17 protein-coding genes are annotated in these 19,061 nt (G+C 37.7%); 5 read left to right on the top strand and 12 right to left on the bottom strand.

What is annotated here, in order from left to right:
* Nucleotides 1-154: 154 nt before the first annotated feature.
* The 6 genes from ACERII_RS16820 to ACERII_RS16795 form a co-directional block, all read right to left on the bottom strand.
* Nucleotides 155-2,860 carry a winged helix-turn-helix domain-containing protein gene (locus ACERII_RS16820; protein ID WP_373643893.1) on the bottom strand — a complete coding sequence of 902 codons (2,706 nt, stop codon included), beginning with the start codon at nucleotides 2,858-2,860 and terminating at the stop codon, nucleotides 155-157.
* Nucleotides 2,861-3,116: 256 nt separating this feature from the next.
* A complete protein-coding gene (locus ACERII_RS16815; RefSeq protein WP_373643892.1) occupies nucleotides 3,117-4,814 on the bottom strand; it encodes a GMC family oxidoreductase N-terminal domain-containing protein in 1,698 nt (565 codons plus the stop codon).
* Complete coding sequence (locus ACERII_RS16810) at nucleotides 4,815-5,441, bottom strand: hypothetical protein (protein ID WP_373643890.1); 627 nt, start codon at nucleotides 5,439-5,441, stop codon at nucleotides 4,815-4,817.
* A 358-nt stretch (nucleotides 5,442-5,799) separates the two neighbouring features.
* Nucleotides 5,800-6,315: a ClbS/DfsB family four-helix bundle protein gene (locus ACERII_RS16805; RefSeq protein ID WP_373643889.1), complete on the bottom strand. Its 516-nt coding sequence runs from the start codon at nucleotides 6,313-6,315 to the stop codon at nucleotides 5,800-5,802.
* A gap of 186 nt (nucleotides 6,316-6,501) precedes the next feature.
* Nucleotides 6,502-7,536: an aminoglycoside phosphotransferase family protein gene (locus ACERII_RS16800; RefSeq protein ID WP_373643888.1), complete on the bottom strand. Its 1,035-nt coding sequence runs from the start codon at nucleotides 7,534-7,536 to the stop codon at nucleotides 6,502-6,504.
* A 57-nt stretch (nucleotides 7,537-7,593) separates the two neighbouring features.
* Nucleotides 7,594-8,838 carry a DUF418 domain-containing protein gene (locus ACERII_RS16795; RefSeq protein WP_373643887.1) on the bottom strand — a complete coding sequence of 415 codons (1,245 nt, stop codon included), beginning with the start codon at nucleotides 8,836-8,838 and terminating at the stop codon, nucleotides 7,594-7,596.
* Between the two features lie 289 nt (nucleotides 8,839-9,127).
* Between ACERII_RS16795 and ACERII_RS16790 the strand changes: the two genes are divergently transcribed.
* The gene (locus ACERII_RS16790) at nucleotides 9,128-9,748 is read left to right on the top strand and encodes an NAD(P)-dependent oxidoreductase (RefSeq protein ID WP_373643886.1); all 621 of its coding nucleotides are present in this window, start codon (nucleotides 9,128-9,130) and stop codon (nucleotides 9,746-9,748) included.
* A gap of 279 nt (nucleotides 9,749-10,027) precedes the next feature.
* On the opposite strand, the gene ACERII_RS16785 is transcribed toward ACERII_RS16790, so the two are convergent.
* Nucleotides 10,028-10,309 carry a hypothetical protein gene (locus tag ACERII_RS16785; RefSeq protein ID WP_373643885.1) on the bottom strand — a complete coding sequence of 94 codons (282 nt, stop codon included), beginning with the start codon at nucleotides 10,307-10,309 and terminating at the stop codon, nucleotides 10,028-10,030.
* 519 nt (nucleotides 10,310-10,828) lie between these two features.
* Between ACERII_RS16785 and ACERII_RS16780 the strand changes: the two genes are divergently transcribed.
* Together ACERII_RS16780 and ACERII_RS16775 are read left to right on the top strand one after the other, a co-directional pair.
* Nucleotides 10,829-12,526 (top strand): M3 family oligoendopeptidase, encoded by a 1,698-nt coding sequence (locus ACERII_RS16780; protein ID WP_373643884.1) that lies wholly within the window; start codon nucleotides 10,829-10,831, stop codon nucleotides 12,524-12,526.
* Between the two features lie 184 nt (nucleotides 12,527-12,710).
* Complete coding sequence (locus ACERII_RS16775) at nucleotides 12,711-13,067, top strand: hypothetical protein (RefSeq protein ID WP_373643883.1); 357 nt, start codon at nucleotides 12,711-12,713, stop codon at nucleotides 13,065-13,067.
* A 232-nt stretch (nucleotides 13,068-13,299) separates the two neighbouring features.
* Here the strand turns inward: ACERII_RS16775 and ACERII_RS16770 are convergent, their stop codons facing one another.
* The 4 genes from ACERII_RS16770 to ACERII_RS16755 all read right to left on the bottom strand — a co-directional run bounded on the left by ACERII_RS16770 (nucleotide 13,300) and on the right by ACERII_RS16755 (nucleotide 16,056).
* On the bottom strand, nucleotides 13,300-13,593 hold the full coding sequence (locus ACERII_RS16770) for a phosphoheptose isomerase family protein (RefSeq protein ID WP_373643882.1): 294 nt from the start codon (nucleotides 13,591-13,593) through the stop codon (nucleotides 13,300-13,302).
* 201 nt (nucleotides 13,594-13,794) lie between these two features.
* Nucleotides 13,795-13,974 (bottom strand): hypothetical protein, encoded by a 180-nt coding sequence (locus tag ACERII_RS16765; protein ID WP_013487767.1) that lies wholly within the window; start codon nucleotides 13,972-13,974, stop codon nucleotides 13,795-13,797.
* A gap of 39 nt (nucleotides 13,975-14,013) precedes the next feature.
* The gene (locus ACERII_RS16760; RefSeq protein ID WP_373643881.1) at nucleotides 14,014-15,459 is read right to left on the bottom strand and encodes a DEAD/DEAH box helicase; all 1,446 of its coding nucleotides are present in this window, start codon (nucleotides 15,457-15,459) and stop codon (nucleotides 14,014-14,016) included.
* A 150-nt stretch (nucleotides 15,460-15,609) separates the two neighbouring features.
* The gene (locus tag ACERII_RS16755) at nucleotides 15,610-16,056 is read right to left on the bottom strand and encodes a HEAT repeat domain-containing protein (protein WP_373643880.1); all 447 of its coding nucleotides are present in this window, start codon (nucleotides 16,054-16,056) and stop codon (nucleotides 15,610-15,612) included.
* A 370-nt stretch (nucleotides 16,057-16,426) separates the two neighbouring features.
* Between ACERII_RS16755 and ACERII_RS16750 the strand changes: the two genes are divergently transcribed.
* The gene (locus ACERII_RS16750; RefSeq protein ID WP_373643879.1) at nucleotides 16,427-16,573 is read left to right on the top strand and encodes a hypothetical protein; all 147 of its coding nucleotides are present in this window, start codon (nucleotides 16,427-16,429) and stop codon (nucleotides 16,571-16,573) included.
* Between the two features lie 175 nt (nucleotides 16,574-16,748).
* On the opposite strand, the gene ACERII_RS16745 is transcribed toward ACERII_RS16750, so the two are convergent.
* Nucleotides 16,749-17,984, bottom strand: a complete 1,236-nt coding sequence (locus ACERII_RS16745) for a DUF438 domain-containing protein (RefSeq protein WP_373643878.1) — start codon at nucleotides 17,982-17,984, stop codon at nucleotides 16,749-16,751.
* A gap of 274 nt (nucleotides 17,985-18,258) precedes the next feature.
* Here ACERII_RS16745 and ACERII_RS16740 point away from each other — a divergent pair, with 274 nt between their 5' ends.
* Nucleotides 18,259-18,915, top strand: a complete 657-nt coding sequence (locus tag ACERII_RS16740) for a vitamin K epoxide reductase family protein (RefSeq protein ID WP_373643877.1) — start codon at nucleotides 18,259-18,261, stop codon at nucleotides 18,913-18,915.
* Nucleotides 18,916-19,061: the final 146 nt, after the last annotated feature.

The following is a 19,061-nucleotide window of genomic DNA, read 5'->3' as shown; positions in this document are numbered from 1 at the left end:
TCATCATATATAAAGTGACATCATTTTTTTTAGATACTTTAGTACTAAGAAAGGTACTTTTCATTCAAATCCTATTCATAGAAATATATGAAATTCCCCTATGTACTAAAACAAGGTACCTCAAAAAAGAGGTACCAAAATTAGCAACTAATAATTATAATAATCGCAACTCACGAGCTCTCCCAACAGCTTCCGTTCTTCTTTTAACTTGGAGTTTCCCAAATATATTCTGATTATACCCCTTCACTGTACTTAATGCTAAAAACAGTCTTTCACCAATTTCTTGATTGGAGAGGCCTTCAGCAATTAGCTTTAATACCTCTAGTTCACGTTCACTTAATGGTTCCATCAATCCATGGGGCAACTTAGAAGAAGATGCTTCTATTGCCAATCGTAGTCTACTTGCAAAATCTGGATTCGATTCATAGACTATGTGTTCCGATAATAACTTGTAAATAGGTAGCCCTTCATCCACAAAAACCTGAAAGTACCCCTCAGGCTCTGCCATAATAATTGCTTTTTTAAGGCATATCTTTGCTGACTCAATATCATCCATAGCCTCATAAACAATAACTTGTAAAATATGAATTTCCACTATACTTCCTAATCTATTATCTCTATTAGCTTCTAGCAGTAATGCTTCTAGCAATTTAACTGCTTCCAATAAGGATTTTCTATGTCCATGTTGTCTAAAGGACGCAATTTTAATTCTGACCAATGTAAAACACGTAAACTCTTGAAGATAACATGGTTCTTTTTCAAAAGCTTGATAATGCTTCCTTATGCATTCCTCTGCCTGGTATATGTTACCCTTTTTTAATAGCGTCTTAACCTTTAATGCATTTAGTGGTTGTATATCAGGTAGAGGTCCCATAATATAATACTTTTCAGCTTCGTTAAAATTATCAAGAGCTTTTTCCCATTCACCACGACTCTCCATTAACCTCCCCTGTTGAAGGTACCAATGATACCGCCAATTTGGTAAGGCTCTTTTTTCACCCTCCTCTAGGCTCTGTTGAAGATAACTTTCAGCTTCATCTAAATTACCCATCATAAGCTTCAATTTACTTAGACCTAAGTAATGACTTGCGGTAGTAATATTCATTATTCCCTTGCCCTTAATAGAAGTCTGTAACCCTTTCTCATATAACCTCATTGCCTCATAAAGCTTGCCTTGTTCCACCCTTATATCTGCTAAAACAACTGCCAACGTCGAATGAGACATAGAGCTATTTGTGATAGTAGTATATGCAGCCTCCAATTCACCCTTAGCCCATCTTGCTAAGCCTAACAATACCTTAGCGATACCTTTCCTATCACTATTTTTGGGAATGAAATCTAATGCTTCTTGTGCATACATTATTGTTGCTTCCATATCACCCTGAACTACCGCATAGTATGTACGTGCTGTTGCAATTGTAGCAGGTAGAATACTAAACTCTTCATGATCAAAAACAACAATATCCTGTAGGTTCTCTTCACCCTCTTTTTGATCATATGATAATCTTTCCAAGCACTTTTCAGCATCTTGAAGTCTTTGTTCTGATTCCTCCATTTCACCGGTGTCAAGAAGAGCCCATGCATATCCGACACTAAGAACTGGTCTATTTTTAATCATTTCATCCGGTAGCATTTTCACCCAACTAAGCCAGGTAGCTGCCTGTAGGCTTTTGTCCATACCTGACCATGATAACTCTATTAAGCTAGAAGCTCTTTCATAATCCTTTGCAGCCAATGCATGGTAAATAGCTTCACTTGTCAGACCGTTCCTTTCAAACCACTGACTAGCACGAATATGGAGTGCAGCAACAGCTCCACCTTCTTTAAACGTATTATTGGAGTAATCATTTAATAATCTTTTTCTAAGCAAATCAACGAACAGATGATGATAACGATACCATCCCTGTTCATCATCCAGAGGAATAATAAATAAATTTACCTTTTGAAGATATTCTAGATTTTTCTGTCCAGAAGCATTCGTGTCTAAGACAATCGAATCACATAGTGAACCACATAAACGATTAAGTATAGAGGTTTGCAATAAAAATGATTGTATATTCGGATCAAGTTGTTTCAGAACTTCCTCTAATAGATATTCGGATATAAAATTGTGGTTTCCGGTAAAGGATTCAATGAATCCTGCAATATCCTTGCGACCTGTCATTGAAATAGCGGCCAACTGTAACCCTGCAATCCACCCTTCCGTACGAGCCTCCAATATAGAAATATACTTATCGGTCAAGTTCAGACTCATTACCCCATTAAGAAACTCTGATGCTTCTAAATTCGTAAATTTTAAATCATTTGCACGTACCTCATTTACTAGATTTCTGGCCCTAAGATTTGCGATCGGCAAAGATGGTTCTTCTCGGGTTGTTATCACTAAATGCATATTGGCTGGCATATGTTGGAGTAAATAAATAATAGATTCATTCACCAATGTATTTTGAATGACATGATAATCGTCCAATATAAGTATAAAATTTTCGGGGAAAGTCTCCATCTCATTAATGATTATTGTTAAAACTGCTTCTATTCCCAGAGTGTTCAGGTTTTGAATTGCTTCTGAATATTCTTCCAGTAATTCATCGTTAAGTGTTCTTAATGATGCAACTAAATAGGTTATAAATTGTGTTATGTCATTATCCTTTTCATCTAAAGATAACCACGCTACAGAAACACTACTATGCTTTATCCATTCTGATACAAGAGTTGTTTTACCAAAACCAGCAGGTGCAGATATAAGGGAAACTTTTCCACCCAACCCCTCATCCATTACCTCTATCAATCTAGGACGCTGAACTAGTTTGGTTGGATTGTGTGGCATATGAAGCTTAGTATTTAGAATAGGAGTAGACATTTCCTTTCCTCTTTTCAAACTATATTATCCCACTGGATATTTGTTAATATGAACCACTATTCTTTATTCTCCACTAACAATCCTGCATAACTCCAGATTTTTCGCAATTTCCGATGTTTTATGTTTTATATGGGTAAGTTGCAGTTTTTTACTCTACTACATGTTCTGAGCAAATCGTTATAGTAAATCTATTACAACTATCACAAAAAACGATAGGGAACCATCCCCGTTATCCCTCGTTATCCCTATCCCTATTTCAGGTGAAATATTTGTCCACAATTTTTTCCGAGGTGCGAGTTGCAAGAGCTTGTGTTGTTAATGTAGGGTTCGCTCCTCCAATACCGTTATAATGAACACTATTGTCTACGATAAAAAGTCGTTTTACTTGATATGCTTCACAATCTGCATCAACAACGAATCCCATCCGCATGGTGCTTTCTATATGAATACTAGTAGCAGGCCAATCTGACCAAATTATTTTTCTAGCCCCCGACTGTTTTAAAATATCGATTGCTATTTCTACTAGTTTCTTTCGGTTCTTCCTTGCTTTGCTCGTAGGGGTATAGTTAACAACAGGTATAGGACCATTCTCATCCTTAATGTAAGGGTCGACTGTAATTCCATTTTTGTGATCGACTTCATCATCTGCAATAATAAGAATGCTTAGGGTTTTGCGATAATTAGCCATAGCCTCTTTTAAATCAGGACCGACAATCCGTCCTTGTGTATCCCAACGATCAGAAGGGTCATTGAAGAAGTTATATCCCGATTCACTGAATCCATAAGTGAAGGTTGCCGTCAAACCGGGGCTAAATCCTGCTACCTGAATACATCCAATACCTGGATAGTCAAGCCTAGCACCTGAATTATGGCCAACGAAAGGGTTTGTTTCAGGGCTTCCTAGTACGTTCATTAATTGACGTTCATCAAATATTCCAGAAACCCAATCAAAATAATGATTGACCATTCCTCTCCCTACCCATGAATTTTGAGGGAGCTTGGAATTTAACCAGAGACGAGGGGTTTCTACACAACCTGCAGCCATAATGATCGTTTTAGCAAAAAGCTCCTCCGTTTCCCCTGACCATGTATCTTTTACTCTTATCCCAATTGCTCGAATCCCTTCTACTGGGTGATCTTCTGTTAAAATTTTTATTGTAAATGTGTTCGGTCTAACACTTACATTACCTGTCTTAAGAGCCAAAGGAATATAACTAACATGTGTCGAACGTTTCGCTACTTTTTCTATAGTTGGGCCATGAGGACAGCCGTTTACACAATGACCACAAATAGTACAGCCTTCCATCCAAGATAACTGTTCTAGTGAAAAATTCGAATTTGCAAGATTTTCATTTGGCGGAAGAATCGCGTTTGGTTGTGGTCGATAACCAGGTGAATGAACATCTAAGCTAGGAATCAGATTCCACCCAGCTCTTTTTGCCCCATAGTAAAACAGCTCTTCCTTTGATGTGATAGGTGCAAAGTTTACTGGAAGTGTAGCTTCTACCTTTTGATAATAAGGGATTAACTCTCTATAAGAGACAGGCCATACATTGTCTATTGAATCAGGATAAGCTCTTGGACAGTTTCCCCAATAATGCAAGGTTGTTCCTCCAACACCAGCGTTTTGCCAAATAATGCTACGGTGTGCCATGTTACGAAGCCAAGGTGGTTTCTTGCGGTTAGCTGGACCCCAACGAAGCTTTCCTGTATTTAAATCGTTCATATTGTATTCCAATTTATCGAACTGTCTTCGATATAAATGAATGTCTAAATCTTCCGTTGTATCACTGTACTTTTCACCCTGCTCTTTATTTGGCAATGGCCATTTTTTGTTTCCGTACCAAGGTCCTGCTTCCACCAATAAAACCTTTAATCCCATTTCCCCAAGTTCCTTTGCTGCAATTGCACCACCGCCGCCTGCTCCGATAATAATAACATCCTGTATTGTCATTTATTTGATCCCCCCCATATAATCCATTTCCAAAAGAAAGCCACGAAAATCGCGATATCCCAATGCCGGTCCAGGATAACCTGTTTGAATCCACCCAGGAGGGATGCAGAACAATCGACTGTTTTCGGATGGAGAAAAGCGGCTATTCCCATACCCGAACCACTCTGAATAGAATCCAAATATTGTTGATAGATTTATAATATTCATCAAGTTCATTGTAAATCCAGGATTGTTTTTGTAAGGAAATGGTAAGGTAGTTAAATCCACGTCAAGTTTTTCTATAAACATAATTACTCTTAGACGATCTATTCTAGAAAGGGTAGTAAATAATCCACCGTAAGGAAAAATATAGTCATTGTGGTATGGAGTATTTGTGTTCGAATGTAGAAACTGCATAGAGGCAATATCAAGTGTTTGTGCAGTAACTGTAGATAAAATAAAATAAGAATCGTCTATATTTAAACGTGGGGATAATTGTACATCAAGGTTCCACATAATGTATTCATCAATCGAGAAGTCTACACCACCTGGGATTATTTGAAATTGATTCTTCTTGAAATCATAAGTCCGTGGAAGAATAGTGTCTACCAATGATTGGAAAGTGGCTTTCGTGTAAAGAGAATGCATAGGCTCCCCCCATAAAAGTAATTATGTTGGTACATAAATATTCATGCAAACGGTTATTATTCTATAAATATGTGGAAGCAGTGGGGACGGTTCTCCTGCTTCCTTCGGTGGGCGAAATAAATGAAGGGCGACTGAAAAAAGTGCCTGTTCCCCAATGTGTGAAACTTTACAGCATCGGGGGCAGATACTTGTCTTTAGTTTACTATATGAGTAAGTTTCGTTGTAATAGGAGCCAAGCAGATCGGTTATTTTCTTATCTTACTTATTCAGCAATTTTGCTTTACTTGTTTAAACTGAAAACTTATTTCAGTATCAGCATTCATGTTTTGATATTTTGATAATGTTGATAAATTAATAATTATATTCCTCTAATTTTTTTCCACTTCCTAACTTTAGCTCTAAACGTTTTAAATGGTGCTACTGTATTTATATGAATCCATTTCCAAATTGGCCAACTGGAAGGGGTTGAAGTAGCCCATTGTCTACCACCTTGTTCAAATAATTCTTTATCATTATAGCTTTCTACTAATTGAATTATTTCATTAACATCATGGTTAAAAATCTCAATCATCGTTTCAAGCGAATACTCCGCATACTTGTCATAAAAACTCTGATAAAGTTCACCAAGATTATTCCATTTATAATTTGGCGTTGGTGTTATTACATTTTTTCCATGTTTATTATCTTGTTCCCATGATAATATTAAATTTATCCATCCTAATTGGTAAGCAACCATTTGGGATGGCGTTTTATTAACTTCATCTACAAAAACATCTTTATCCAAATTATCAATAGAACGGAATTCATCAATAAATAACTTTGCTCTCTTGGTAATTTCATCAATCAAGGCTTGTTTATTAGCATATTCTTGCACTCGCAAGCACCCTTTCCTAATAATTATTATAGTTTGGTCACACCATCTTAAGATAAAATTTTATTACGCAGTTTTATCGTCTACTATCCATTAGTCTCCCAAAGCAAAAATCCAAAACGATCACTCGTTTCGGACTTTAATTTGATTTAATATATTTAACTCCAATAATTGCCGGCTATTTATCAATCATTGTTCCTTCCGTATCTCATAGATTTTTTGCAGGGTATGGATGTGGAGCGTTCTTTTATCTTCCGCTTCTTGAAGATTGTTTTCATCCCCTGCTTCGTCCATATACCACTCTATAAGTCTGTACCCGAACATAAGCAAAATCATTTCATAAACACAGTTATCTGTTATGTGTGAAATATCCGCATATTCAGAAAAGCCCTTGTAATACGCCGGGATACATCTATGATAGTATTCCACCATATGTTCCATATCGGCTTCATCCGCGATAAGGCTTGCCAAATCTTCACCTATATAGCCCCACCCAGCAGTATCCCAGTCGATGAGAATGATTTTACTGTCTAAATGGAATATGTTTTCCACCCAAAAATCCCTGTGACACAATACGATGGGTAGCTTTTCAATACGGTTAAATATTTCTTCTGCACTTTCATCAATATCAATAAGCATGTTACAGATGTGTTTCGGGATTTCGCAATCGTCAGAGCGAATATAATCGTACACTCTACTCCATGACCGATAACGGAGATAAAAGTTCTTCATATAATTTACTTTGCTAAGGTTGGTCATATCCTGTAAAAAAGTTGGTTGTTCGGCAAATAACTTACCTTGGAACCGCCCTAATTCCTTGGCTGCACGTTCATACATATCGCCAGTCAAGTCTAAACCCGATATACCGTCGATATATTCCATCCATATGTGCGTTTCGTTCTCTTCTTCGTTCATTTCGACGTGATAACATTCAGGCCAACGGAATGTTTCAGAAAACAGAGCGCCGAAATTGGATTTATAAAAGTCATATTCCCTGCGCCATGAGGAAGGATCGTCGTGGCGCTCCCATTTCTTCTGCGTTTTTAAAACTATTTTGTAGGGTAATTTCTCGCCGCCAGTGGTCTTGGCATTGCCCATTACAAGGTGTACATCACCCACTGTACCGCCATGTAATTGTTTGGAATGGAGATCTACGCTGGCTATTTTTGCACCTAGCATTTTACTTAAAACCTGTGTCAGAGTTTCGGTTTTTATTTCGCTCATTTTGAAATCCTCCCATCTTTTTTACGACCAGGCAGCTGTCATTACAGCGCAAGCATGCTATTGCGCTTTCTTCAGGCGTTGGACTTTCACTGCATTTTTCCCATAGGTCAGTCTTCTCCATAGCCACTCCATCGTCCCAAATTGGAACCGCTTCATCCAAAAATAACTGTAGACAATTTGCAGGGAGTAAATACCTACTGTTATTAAAATGCCTCCGAAAGGTCCAATACTTCCGAATAAGCCCAGGCCGTAGCTGTAGAAAATAGTCGTGCAAAGGAGTGTTTGCATGAGATAGTTCGTCAGAGCCATCTTACCTACTGGCTGTAAAAATGTCGTTGCTTTTGCCAAGCGGTCCTTGTTTTGGAGCAGTAACAATATACTCATGACATAGAAGATACTAATGGAAGGTCCACTGAGGAAAAGCCCTCCATACTGGACGAAATACCATGGAGAATTAGCACCATCAATGAAAAGCTTTCCTAAGCTTGCAAGGATTAAGCCCAGTACACCTACTAATAACATTGTTTTTGCAATTCGACGGATTCTGTCCAGATTTTCTGCCGTGTTCGTGAAAATACCAGTTTTCCAAAAATACATTCCGAAGAAAAACATGGTTAGAATAACTCCGAAAAGAAAAATATTACCGAAAGCAATGATGGAAATGTCATTCATTCGTTGCTGTAGAATTTCAACGAACGTACCTTGACTATATACCTCAACTACTCTATTAACCTCGTTTTTCATCAGTACCTGTTGCGCTGGCGCGGTCTCTATTTGAGCAAAGTACATAAAAGAAGCCATAAGAAAAAAGAAAGTGACTATAATACTCCAAGTAATGATAGCCGCCCTTTTTAAAGAACGGGGCTGTTTCCCCTTCATTAAGAGCAAAAGAAAGCCAAGCAGGGCATAGAACGTCAATATATCTCCGTACCAGAAAAAGAAAATATGGATAAGACCAAACAGGAGTAGGACGAGAAGTCGCCGCTTAAAAAACTTCTTTACGTGAATCCCCTTTTCTTCTCCCCGTTCCATAAACAAAAGAAATCCAATACCGAATAACATGGAAAACATAGAAACGAATTTAATTTCTGCAAAAATAAAGATAAACCATGTACTTACAATGTCGAACAAATTACCACTAGAAGAGCTACCGATACTATCAACTTGAATGGCAGGTGTGGAGAAAAATCTCATGTTGACAAGTAAAATGCCAAAAAGTGCGAAAGCCCTAATAATATCAAGCACGACAATTCGCTCATTTGCTGCCGTAGGAACAAAATGATGCTGCTTTGATTGCTGCATATTGTTTCCCCCCTCGATTATAATCAGGATAATTTTACCATAATTAGATATAGGAAAAACGAGGAAATAAGTCATTTATATGACAGAATAGGAAGCAGTGGGGACGGTTCTCCTGCTTCTTTCGGTGGGCGAAATAGATGGATTGTTGCAGGCACTTGTTTTTAGTAGTTTCGATCAACTGTACAGTAAACGACTCTATGCTTTCACCTATATCATTCGGGGTATACATCGCTGAATATGACTATAATATAGTTTTAAAGTAGAATATTCATAAAGGAGGCTCATTCTGATGAATATTTTACTTTTAGGTGCAACTGGACGAGTAGGAAGTCATATAGTAACTCGTGCTCTTGAAGACGGACATCATGTGACTGTATTAGTTCGTACTCCAGAGAAGGTTCAAATAAATAATGAAAATTTAACCATTATTCAAGGGAATGTTTTACATAAAGGGGATATAGTACGTGCAATGCATGGGAGTGATATTGTTATCAGCGCACTAAATACGGATGGTACCACCACTTTATCAGAAAGTATGCCACTTATTATCGAAGCAATGGAAAATGAGAGTATCAAACGAATAATAACTATTGGAACTGCAGGTATCCTGCAAAGTAGAACCAAGCCTCATTCTCTTCGTTATCAATCAAGTGAGTCAAAGCGTAAGTCAACTCGTGCAGCCGAAGAACATCATAAAGTTTACGATATGCTTAAACAATCAACACTCGAATGGACGATTGTCTGTCCTACCTACTTGCCAGACGGTGAAAGGATAGGCGAATATCGTATAGAACGAGATTTTTTGCCAGAGGATGGAGTTAAAATATCCGTACCAGATACAGCTGAATTTGCATTTAAACAGATGAAAACTAGCGAATATATACATTCACGTGTAGGTATCGCCTACTAATAATACTCATATACTACTTTCGTATTGAAATTAAACAAGTAGCCTGGTTCCCAGTGCGGTGAAGATTAACGCACTGGTGACCAAGAAAGCAATGGGGACGGTTCTCCTGCTTCCTTCGACAAACGAAATAAATAGCGATCGACAGAAAAACAGTGCCTGTTCCCAGATGCATTAAAACTTTAACCCATCAGGGGCTGGCACTTGTCCTTATATTACCTTTAAATAATAGTTCCTAGGCCCAGTGAGGTAACGTTTTAACACATCGGGGTTCAGGAACTATTATTTCAGTAGAGAACTTACTTCATGTATCCCTATAGCCAATCTTGCTGAAAAATATCCAAATGTTACAAAAGATGCTGCAGCACCTATAATACAAAGTACCGATGCAATAATTGCATATGTGAGGTTTGAGCCTTTACACTTCTGTATCAGTACAAGTCCTGCTATCCCTATAAGAATGCCAGCAAAACTTAAAGTCTTTTGAAAAAAAGGCTGTAGATAAGGAAGGTAAGACAACAAATAGGAAAATACACCTAAACTAAGTGGAACTTTTATTCCCAATAAGACCATCTCCTCATTAATAGATAGATTGCTAATTTGATATATATGATTAATTATTAAAAAGATGTCCAGTTATATCCTACTAGCCAAGTACAATGGTATTGCTTTTTTGCTGACTTGTTGGATTTCCTTTAGGGCGAATGGTAACGGTTCTCAGTTTCTATTTTTTTGTAATAATATGTAATGTAAAAAGGATTGGTTCCAGTTTTCAATATGCTACACATTCCAGCACTAGGGGGCTGGCACTTATCCTTTCAAATTTTCTTGTTTCACAGTTTGTTCCACTATTCTACTTCTAAAATCCCCCTGAAAAAAGTACTTGCCCCGCTGATACATTAATGCGTACTGTTCTTCTGGGTCAGCCCTTTCCTACTAAATCCGCCAAACATGGTACAACCATTAGATCTAAGAAGCCCTCTTACGATCACAAAAAGGTTCCCCGCTAAAAAACTAGATTTACGAGCGAAGATTCTATAAAATTATATTGAGATAAATAAAAATGGGGAAGGAAGTTTTATCATGACACAAGATTTAAGTCAGAATTACTATAAAGAATTAATTGATTTACAAGATGTAGCAGCAGTAGAAGCTCAAATTCAAAGTTTACTCGATGTTCCGATCGAATCCGTTTCTGACCTAGAAGATTGGTTAAAAGAGGAAAAGATTGTAATGGATAAAATCACGGAAGCGATGACAGGTCACCAGGTCGATTTTTACCGAAACACAGAGGATCCAGACATCAAGTCGACTTACCTTCACGATCAGCAAATGATTCAACCACTTTTAATGAAGTATAAAGCAAAACTGAATGAGAAATGCTGTGAGTCTCCTTATTTTAACCAATTAGATGAAAAGCGTTACGGCTTAATGCGACGCGTTCGTGAGTCCAAAGTGAAACTTTTCAGAGAAGAAAACATCCCTTTAATGGTAAAAGAAGAAGAGCTCAGTACGAAATATAGTGAAATAATGGGAGGCTTAACCGTTACATGGGAGGGCGAAGAGAAACCTTTTCCGTTTATCCAATCCCTGCTAGATCATCTGGATAGAGACGTGCGAGAAAAAGCTTACTACGCAATGATGTCTGCCTATAAACAGATTAAGTCTGATATAGATGCTATCATGGACGAACTCGTTCAACTACGCCATCAAATCGCCCTAAATGCTGGCTTTGATAACTATCGTGATTATATGTTTGTTGCGAAAAATCGTGAGTATAGCGTCCAAGATTGTTATGATTTTCATGAAAATGTAGAGAAACATATCATCCCAGCTTGGAATCGTCTCGCAGAAGTTTTCAAGTCTAAGCTTGGTGTTGATACCTATCGCCCTTGGGATAACACTGCTAAACTGATGAAAAATCCACCATACTCCGAAGTGTCTACTCTTATGGATGGTGTTTCTGATATGTTAACGAACACCGACGCCTATTTTGGAGACCGTTTCGATTATATGAGAGAACATGGGTTACTTGATCTAGGAGATCGGAAAGGAAAAAGTCCAGGTGGTTTCTGTACTTCCTTACCTGTTTCCGGAGAAACCTTTGTTTTTGCGAACTTTAGTCCATCCTTTTTCTCTCTAATCGCATTGATCCATGAAATGGGGCATGCGGTGAATGGGTATCTCGAGTTTTCCGAGCATGGTCCTATGGAAGACTACCAACAACGCATGGAAGTTGCGGAACTATATTCTCATGGGATGGAGTTACTTTTATTGGATAAGTTGGATCGTTTTTATCCAGAAACAGAAGATTTTAAGAGTGCACAGCGTGAAGAGCTAAGACGAGCATTTACGATGTTATTCGGCCCGTTGTCAGGGGATCTCTTCCAGCATTGGATGTACACGAATCCTAATCATACTGCAAAAGAACGTGATGAAAAGTTTTATGAAATCTCCAAACGTTTTGGCTTAAACCCTGTGGAAACTTCTGGTCTTGAAGAGGAAATTGGGATGAGTTGGGCAGGAACTCTTCATTATTTCCAGGTTCCTTTCTATAATATTGAGTACTCCATCTCGATGCTTGGGGCTCTACAATTACTTGAGAATTATCGTGAAAACCCAGATCAAGCTATCGAATCCTTTAAAAAGGGAGCAAGTGCGGACTACAATCAATCCATCGCAGCTATTTATGAGGAAACTGGAGTAAGTTTTGATTTTTCAGAGCCAGCCGTTAAGCGAATGGGTGAATTCCTCGAAAAAGTGATCCAAGATATTCATTAATATAGTAGAGGGAAGCAGGGGACAGTTCGGTTCTCCTGCTTCCTTCGTTCCAATAAACTGCAATATTCGCAAATCCATTACTTTTCTCTAAAAATATTTTTCATACTGAAAAATTAGGTATTTAGTCTGTATGGAAAATGAAGGAAGTTAGGTATCATGTTCTAAAAAAGATGGTGGGGATAAAATGAACATTGTTAAACGAAACATTTTATTGGGCAGTGTTATTGTTTTTGGGTTACTAGTTGTTATATTAATAGTAACTATTGATGCAAACAGTATTTCGAAAGAGAAAGCAATAACTATTTCGCAGTCTTATTTAGAAACTGAAACCCCTTCATTTTTATTAGACCATGCATATTTAATTGATACAGAAAAGGAGAAGATTACTGATATTGAAAATTCAAATGGAAAAGTGTGGTTTGTTAGGTTGCTACAGGGAGTAGAAACAACAGCAATTTTTTATCTGAACAGTGAGGATGGTTCCTTAATTGAAGGATATATTATCAATCGAAGTGGAGAAAGAATAAAAGAGTTTCATTAATAGTTCACTAGATAGAAATAAAATTTGAATGGTATTCACTACGCCATCTGTACCCCATTAATTCGAAGAGACTCCACCAATTTACATATTATAGAAGTGTTGTTTTCCCATAATCATATAAAAAAGGGAGACCTTGCTGCACAGTAAGAAAAGATCTGACAAGCACATATTAAAAGCAGTCGTTTTTTTGATAGAAATACGACTGCTTTTTTCCATTGGTAGAGGAAGATCTTCAACATTCAGTGGTTAAAATAATGTATGTATCAATTAATATCCTAGCGATGATATTTAATGGAAGTCTGGACCTCACTTCATACTTAGGTAAAAACGTGTGACTGTCCTTATAACCTAGCAAAGTTAGTTCTGATAACTTCCCTAAACTGGAGTCACCTTTTGTAGTTAATGTAATGGTAGGTACCTGTTTAATACTTAAATTTTTGCATGCTTCCACAAGCTCTCTTGTTTCTCCGTTCAATGAAACCTTTTCGTTCCCCCATAGTGTTCCGTCAATGATTTCATTCCCCACCTGAAGTTTCCCAAAGAGTATTACTACTATTTTATAATACTAGGGTAGATAGATTTGTAGTTTTGGAGGTAGAGGATGAAGAAAGTAATCATCGGTTTGCTGGGTGTAATAGATTTTTGTTTAATCGGGTAAAAGTGCTGACCCCCAAATGCGGTAAAGTTTTAACACATTGGGGGCAGGCTCTTTATAAGGCCAAACCATCTAATCGAGAGCTCGGTAATCTTTCTGGTATTTGCCTCCGTCTGCAACCTCAGCATGATACAACGCTTTAACGGCATAAATTTTCTCCAGATCGTGCTCAGCCATTAACGCCTTTAACTTTTGTTGCAATTCTTTATTATTTTGAATCAGTTTGTTCATTTGCGGTTGTGAATACCTCATAGGTAGGTAGCTCCTTTTTAACGCCTTAGACTAGTTCCATTATTTAATCGCTAAACTAACCTTCAGTTTCTTTCCTTTGATCGTTGTATTTTCCATTGCTTCTAACACTAACGAACCTTTTCCATTATGAATATCAACGTACGTCAACATATCTTGGACAGTGATAATCCCAATATCCTCTGCAGTCACCCCAGGAATATTAGCAATCGTTCCAACAAAATCGACTGGTCGAAGCTTCTTCTTTTTCCCACCATTGAAATGAAGCTTCATAATATCTTTACTTACCCGTGCCGTTTTATTATTACGAACGACTCGACGGCCACTAATTTTTTCCTCAAAAGCAGCTTTTCCTCTATAAACATCCTTCTCACTAGGTGCCTCCATGTCAGGTATGGAAAAACCAATATACTTCTCTATTGCTTTAAGGAACTTCCCATCGTTTGGTGTGGCAAACGTAATGGCTTTTCCTTTATTACCAGATCGACCCGTTCTTCCTGTTCGGTGAACATATCCTTCTTTTTCCATGGGTACGTCATAGTTAATGACTAACGTTACATTATCTACATCAATTCCCCTAGCTGCAACATCTGTCGCCACAAGATAACGGAAATTCCCCCTCTTAAAACCATCCATGACGGAAAACCGGTCTTCTTGCTCTAATCCACCATGAAGTTTTTCACAAGAATAATTAGCTCGTTCTAGTTCGGAAAACACCGTATCCACATGCTCTTTCGTATTGCAGAAAATAATACAACTGTCTGGATTCTCTACTACAGTTATATCTTTAAGGAGCGCTAACTTCCCTTTTGGGTTCACCTCCATCAAATGATGTTCAATGGAAGTAGTTGTAATCCCTGTAGACTCTATCTCAATATGCTTTGGATTTTTCATATATTTATGACAAAGATTTTCCACATCTTCCGGCAACGTTGCAGAAAACACCATCGTCACTCTGTTAGCAGGAAGTGCTTTCATTATCGTTTCCATATCGTTGATAAAACCCATATTCAGCATCTCATCTGCTTCATCAATAATGAGATACTTTATTTCATCCAACGCTAAAGTTTCTCTTTCTATATGGTCCATTATCCGACCAGGCGTGCCAACAACAACATGATTCCTTTGTTTCAATTCTTCTTTTTGTTTCGCAAATGGCTCTTTTCCATAAACAGCCAAGGCTTTGATCCGCTTAAACCTACCAATATTCGCAATATCCTCGCGAACTTGAACGGCAAGCTCCCTTGTTGGTGTGAGAATTAACGCTTGGGGCTTTCGCTCCTCCCATTCCATCATTTCACAAATAGGGATTCCAAAGGCTGCCGTCTTTCCGCTACCCGTTTGAGATTTGACTACTAGATCTTCCTTTTTCATAGCTAGAGGAATTACTTCCCCTTGAACCTCTGTTGGCACTTCATATTTCATTAACGAAAGTGCGCGATTTAGTTCCTCACTTAACTGATACTTATCAAAACTTCGTTCACTCATACCATAACCCCATTTTTATTATTTCTATTACTGCTTTGTTTCTTGTAAAAAAATGATTTCCGCTTAGGAAACTCGTTTGTGAGGTGGATTCCATGCAGTTTGGACTGCACTAAAGTAATCTGCGTAATGACGCTAGCTACTCAAGCTTTCCTATTGTCTCGTCCGTAATTCAGACCACAACTGCTCAAGCCACTTATCAAAATCAGGACCCTTATCTCCTTCATATGTATCATACACATCAATTCTCATCTTTTTCAATTTTTCTTTGAATTCTTCATAAGAGTGATCCTTAGGCAGGCTCTTTTTTATGCGAACAAGGATTTTTTTCGTGTCTTTTACAGCATCCCCTTCTTTTCGTTCCGGCTTCGTCACCTGTTCTCCTAAGGCTTGAAGTTGACGATAAGCTGCTTCCTGAACTTTATAGACAGAATCACCTGACATGCTATGCTTTAATAATTCAATCGTCTCTCTCGCTTTCCACTTCCCTAACTCTTCCACCGCATCCATTCGTTCCCGCCAATTAGCATTTCTATTGATCGATTTCTTTAATTCATCGAAATTCTCAGGTAAATCTGTTCTTGCTTCGTTATTACTCATATTATCCAACTCCTCATTTGCTATTTATCGACAAAACCCCTAACAGTTAGTTTACCATTAATTGCATGTCAACATACACTTTAATAAGATGACTGTCACCATTCGAATTACTGCTAGAACCCATTGTGACGATATTTTATATTGTTTTCACTCGCTCCCTCGCATTTTTATTGGCTGAAATTAGACCCCTAACATGACCTACATCACTTCCTCACTCCTGTCTATCAATTATAATTGTAGATAAGTAAGTATGGAATGGTTGAAGAAACGCGATATCAAACAATCCTGCAATACACTAAACGCTGAGTGATAGCGAGGTATAGATCACTGATCAGTAACACAACAAAAACTAGGAGCAAGGAGTGACAACATGAATAAACGTTTTGAAACTTGTAAATGTTTCGATGGAAAAGTGGAAGAAGAAAAGCATGAACAATACGATGGATATAGGGAGAGTATTCACAGCAATAGATTTAACGGAAAAGTGCAGGAAGATATTATTTTAGAAAAAAAGTAATGCATCCTTAGAATCTGGTAGCTGTTAGAGGGGAACTATGTCCAGTTGTTTGTAGACTGGGTAATCCCCTTTCCTTATTTTAAGACTCCTTCACTATTCCTAACACACAAATACAAAATAACCTGACCCACAAGTGCGCTATAACATAACGGCACTGTGGTCAGGCAATTCCTAACTATAATGATAATATCCGCTTTTCGCCTTCAATTGCTTGAATTGGGTCAATATTTTGCGTGAACTCTAAGGTACCTACATAGTTATTCTTCTCATCCCGAACTGCAAAATATCGTATATACACGTATTTATCTTTGAATTTAATATAAAAATCTTCACTATCTTTTTTACCTGATTTGAAATCGTCTAGTAAGGCTTCTACTATATGTGCACTTTTTGGTGGATGGCAATTTTGAACCGTGCGACCAATTACAGCCTTCGTTCGTGCAAATATTCTTTCCTTTCCATGTGAAAAATAACGAACAATATCATTCTCGTCGATAAAGGTCATATCAACTGGTAAATGGTTTAGCATTAGCTCCAACTGTTTTAGTGAAAGTACACCGGTTTCTAGCTTGATATATCCTTCTGTCATTGCACTAGCATCGACATTACGTCTTTCTGGCTTCCATACTGCAGCTGGTTCAGTGAGACAATATCCTATTTCATCACTTTCATTGGCTATTTTTATCCACTCATCCTCAGTTAAATTACTTAAGGACATTGGAAAGAGAATATTCTCCTCTCTGTAAATCATCGCAGTTACTTGTTCAACGATAGAATCCAACACACTGTGAACACTTTCTTTTTCCCCAGCATAGTTCTTCAATAGCTTTTTCGCTTCCTTTATGGCATCACGTATATAGTCATTAAGCCTCCACATATTTACGGAAGGACCATTAATCCCATATTTTTCAAGGTACGGGAACAATAGTTGCTCTTTCCTTATAAAATGCTTGTCAATATCATATAAGAGGTTGCAGTCATCAATTAGTTGATAAATATTTGCTGGCGAATCTTCTTTTTCAAACTCCTCTTTATGAGGTATCAGTTTCGTTTGTAGTAAATTCTCTATTTCTCTGTTCTCTCTTTGAAAGGTATGAATAGGGTGTCCTGGTATATCTTGAGGATGTTGAACTTCTATTATCTTCCCTTCCAAAACCTTTAAATGATCTGCTGATATTCTTTGAACTTCATTTTTGGGCAAATCTTTTTCTTCTAACATTTCTCGTTGATACTGAGAGAGCTGGGCAACTTCTTCTACTGTCACTTTCCCCAATTTTTCATCAACAAAAGCTCTTATTTCCTCTACATTTCCCCTATTATAGATATCCCAAAATATCGCTTTTAGTAATTCTACGCGCTCCACATTTTGATCCAACCCCGTCTGTTCACGGTTGTTTATGATTTCACTCATTTTATCGCTCCCTTTATCTTTAGACACCGTTTCAAATGATAACCTTTCTCAATATATGGAGTATAGCACTTCTGATCATGGAACTAAGTGACCCTAATCACAACTAGAGCTTTTCAGTTTTGAAAAACTTTTCCGACCACCAATTGCGTTAAAGTTTTTACGCACTGGATATAAGGAATTTTCTTCATAAAAGCAGACACTTGACATACCCCCCACCCTATAATATAATTTCCATATACCCCACAGGGTATTAAATTTGAGTGGAGGGATTATTTTGAAGGAAATAGTACATGAAAGAACAATAAATTTAGATAGAAACGTAAATCAAGAAACAACAATTGGTGCCGCGCATTCATATGGGGGTGCTGTACCAATATTATTTGCAATCTTTACGGCGATTGCCGCAATTGGTTGGGCTGTGAGTATTTTCTTAACAGGAGTTCATTTCTGGGTACTCCCACTACCGGCAAGCTTTGATGTAACTGGAACACCTTGGGCGGTTATGACGAGTGAGTGGGCGTATGTAATGGGGATTCCACTAGCTTTAATGGGAGGATTCTATTACCTTACAACTCTTGTACTTTCTGGTTTGTGGTTTCACACACGTCATCCTTTCGTGCTTAAAGTATTAACACCGATCACAATCATTGGTGTGATGTCTTCTGCATTCTTCGTGTATTTACAATTATTTGTCATAGAAGCGATTTGTCCTTTCTGTCTCGTATCTGCGGTCGCTACTGTGCTACTTTTAGTGCTTGAAATTGTGATGTTACGCATGAGTAAATTACCACCACTTAGTGAACTTGTTCGTGATGCTAGTTCTGCATTTGACCGTAAAGGCTTAACATGGATGTTTCTTCTGTTTATCATAGCCTTCCTTCCTGTAATTAGCTTCTGGTTGGCAACAATCATCCCAGCACCAGGTTCATAATAATAAATGGATACTTTTTTGGCGACCGAATTAGGTTGCCTTTCTTTATTTTCAAGATACAAATAACATTAAAGTATAAAATAAGGGGAGAATTTTCCTTTAAACTGACGAATATTGCTTAGTTAGTGATAAATAAGGGGAAGTTT

It is taken from the genome of Evansella sp. AB-rgal1, from assembly GCF_041820985.1.
Lineage (GTDB): Bacteria > Bacillota > Bacilli > Bacillales > Salisediminibacteriaceae > Evansella.
Note: the sequence above shows the minus strand (reverse complement) of the source record. Positions and strands in the feature narration are given on the sequence as shown.